Origin of the sequence: Priestia sp. FSL R5-0597, assembly GCF_038006305.1 — a bacterium.
Taxonomy (GTDB): domain Bacteria; phylum Bacillota; class Bacilli; order Bacillales; family Bacillaceae_H; genus Priestia; species Priestia zanthoxyli.
In genome coordinates this window covers 87,501-90,373 of the sequence record NZ_JBBOUZ010000003.1, presented here as the reverse complement: position 1 = coordinate 90,373, position 2,873 = coordinate 87,501, and the positions used below count along the sequence as shown (strand labels likewise).

Below are 2,873 nucleotides of genomic sequence, written 5' to 3'. Positions count from 1 at the left end.
CCCTAACCTTTTGATCCGTAGTCAAACGCTCTATCCAATTGAGCTACGGGCGCTTATTAAAATGGTGCCGAGGGCCGGACTTGAACCGGCACGGTAGTCACCTACCGCAGGATTTTAAGTCCTGTGTGTCTGCCAATTCCACCACCCCGGCAGGACTTATATATGTGGAGCGGAAGACGAGGTTCGAACTCGCGACCCCCACCTTGGCAAGGTGGTGTTCTACCACTGAACTACTTCCGCACATATATGAAATTAAGTAAAGATGCGGGTGAAGGGACTTGAACCCCCACGTCGTAAGACACTAGATCCTAAGTCTAGCGCGTCTGCCAATTCCGCCACACCCGCGTACAAGTACAAATATAAATGAGCCATGAAGGACTCGAACCTTCGACCCTCTGATTAAAAGTCAGATGCTCTACCAACTGAGCTAATGGCTCGAAAAACTGGTGGAGGATGACGGGATCGAACCGCCGACCCCCTGCTTGTAAGGCAGGTGCTCTCCCAGCTGAGCTAATCCTCCAAAAGAATCTATATAAGCGCTATAAAAAGCGTTGTTTTCATTACTTATAATAGAATGTTCCAAATAAAAAACCCCTATGCTCTTTTACAAGAGGCTAATAAGGGTCTTTATTATTGAATTGCCTGGCAACGTCCTACTCTCACAGGGACAAAGTCCCAACTACCATTGGCGCTAAAGAGCTTAACTTCCGTGTTCGGTATGGGAACGGGTGTGACCTCTTCGCTATCGCCACCAGACCTGTATTTCAATAATTAATTGGTTGCGGGGACAGGATTTGAACCTGCGACCTTCGGGTTATGAGCCCGACGAGCTACCGAACTGCTCCACCCCGCGATGATAAAAAAGCAAAATAAAAATGCCTAGCGATGTCCTACTCTCACAGGGACAAAGTCCCAACTACCATCGGCGCTAAAGAGCTTAACTTCCGTGTTCGGTATGGAAACGGGTGTGACCTCTTCGCCATTATCACTAGACATTTTATATGAGATTCTTCTCTCAAAACTAGATAACAGTTTGCTGAGTAAAGCTTACGCTTTTAAAGTTTGGTTAAGTCCTCGATCGATTAGTATCAGTCAGCTACACATGTCGCCACGCTTCCACCTCTGACCTATCAACCTGATCATCTTTCAGGGATCTTACTAGCTTGCGCTATGGGAAATCTCATCTTGAGGGGGGCTTCATGCTTAGATGCTTTCAGCACTTATCCCGTCCACACATAGCTACCCAGCGATGCCTTTGGCAAGACAACTGGTACACCAGCGGTGTGTCCATCCCGGTCCTCTCGTACTAAGGACAGCTCCTCTCAAATTTCCTACGCCCACGACGGATAGGGACCGAACTGTCTCACGACGTTCTGAACCCAGCTCGCGTACCGCTTTAATGGGCGAACAGCCCAACCCTTGGGACCGACTACAGCCCCAGGATGCGATGAGCCGACATCGAGGTGCCAAACCTCCCCGTCGATGTGGACTCTTGGGGGAGATAAGCCTGTTATCCCCGGGGTAGCTTTTATCCGTTGAGCGATGGCCCTTCCATGCGGAACCACCGGATCACTAAGCCCGACTTTCGTCCCTGCTCGACTTGTAGGTCTCGCAGTCAAGCTCCCTTGTGCCTTTACACTCTACGAATGATTTCCAACCATTCTGAGGGAACCTTTGGGCGCCTCCGTTACATTTTAGGAGGCGACCGCCCCAGTCAAACTGCCCACCTGACACTGTCTCCCGGCCCGATCAGGGCCGCGGGTTAGAATTTCAATACAGCCAGGGTAGTATCCCACCGACGCCTCCACCGAAGCTAGCGCTCCGGCTTCTCAGGCTCCTACCTATCCTGTACAAGCTGTACCAAAATTCAATATCAGGCTACAGTAAAGCTCCACGGGGTCTTTCCGTCCTGTCGCGGGTAACCTGCATCTTCACAGGTACTATAATTTCACCGAGTCTCTCGTTGAGACAGTGCCCAGATCGTTACGCCTTTCGTGCGGGTCGGAACTTACCCGACAAGGAATTTCGCTACCTTAGGACCGTTATAGTTACGGCCGCCGTTTACTGGGGCTTCGATTCAGAGCTTCTCCCAAAGGATAACCCCTCCTCTTAACCTTCCAGCACCGGGCAGGCGTCAGCCCCTATACTTCGCCTTGCGGCTTCGCAGAGACCTGTGTTTTTGCTAAACAGTCGCCTGGGCCTATTCACTGCGGCTCTCTCGGGCTATACACCCTACCAGAGCACCCCTTCTCCCGAAGTTACGGGGTCATTTTGCCGAGTTCCTTAACGAGAGTTCTCTCGATCACCTTAGGATTCTCTCCTCGCCTACCTGTGTCGGTTTGCGGTACGGGCACCTCCCGCCTCGCTAGAGGCTTTTCTTGGCAGTGTGGAATCAGGAACTTCGGTACTATAATTCCCTCGTCATCACAGCTCAGCCTTTATGATGAGCGGATTTGCCTACTCATCAGCCTAACTGCTTGAACGCGCATATCCAGCAGCGCGCTTACCCTATCCTACTGCGTCCCCCCATTACTCAAACGGCGGGGAGGTGGTACAGGAATATCAACCTGTTGGCCATCGCCTACGCTTTTCAGCCTCGGCTTAGGTCCCGACTAACCCTGAGCGGACGAGCCTTCCTCAGGAAACCTTAGGCATTCGGTGGACAAGATTCTCACTTGTCTTTCGCTACTCATACCGGCATTCTCACTTCTAAGCGCTCCACCAGTCCTTACGGTCTGACTTCGCTGCACTTAGAACGCTCTCCTACCACTGACATCAAAGATGTCAATCCACAGCTTCGGTGATACGTTTAGCCCCGGTACATTTTCGGCGCAGAGTCACTCGACCAGTGAGCTATTACGCACTCTTTAAAT

At 51.3% G+C, this 2,873-nt stretch carries 6 tRNA genes and 3 rRNA genes (1 of these 9 only partly in view); all 9 read right to left on the bottom strand.

Going from position 1 to position 2,873, the window contains the following annotated elements:
• Window positions 1-62: 62 nt before the first annotated feature.
• Window positions 63-151, bottom strand: a tRNA-Leu gene (locus tag MKX72_RS27810).
• Between the two features lie 14 nt (window positions 152-165).
• Window positions 166-240, bottom strand: a tRNA-Gly gene (locus tag MKX72_RS27805).
• Window positions 241-263: 23 nt separating this feature from the next.
• Window positions 264-345, bottom strand: a tRNA-Leu gene (locus MKX72_RS27800).
• Window positions 346-364: 19 nt separating this feature from the next.
• Window positions 365-437, bottom strand: a tRNA-Lys gene (locus MKX72_RS27795).
• A gap of 7 nt (window positions 438-444) precedes the next feature.
• A tRNA-Val gene (locus tag MKX72_RS27790) sits at window positions 445-520 on the bottom strand.
• A 120-nt stretch (window positions 521-640) separates the two neighbouring features.
• Window positions 641-756 (bottom strand): 5S ribosomal RNA (gene rrf / locus MKX72_RS27785).
• Between the two features lie 20 nt (window positions 757-776).
• Window positions 777-853: transfer RNA gene (locus MKX72_RS27780), tRNA-Met, on the bottom strand.
• A 24-nt stretch (window positions 854-877) separates the two neighbouring features.
• Window positions 878-993: ribosomal RNA gene (gene rrf, locus MKX72_RS27775) — 5S ribosomal RNA — on the bottom strand.
• A 69-nt stretch (window positions 994-1,062) separates the two neighbouring features.
• Window positions 1,063-2,873, bottom strand: a 23S ribosomal RNA gene (locus MKX72_RS27770) (it continues 1,125 nt past the right edge of the window).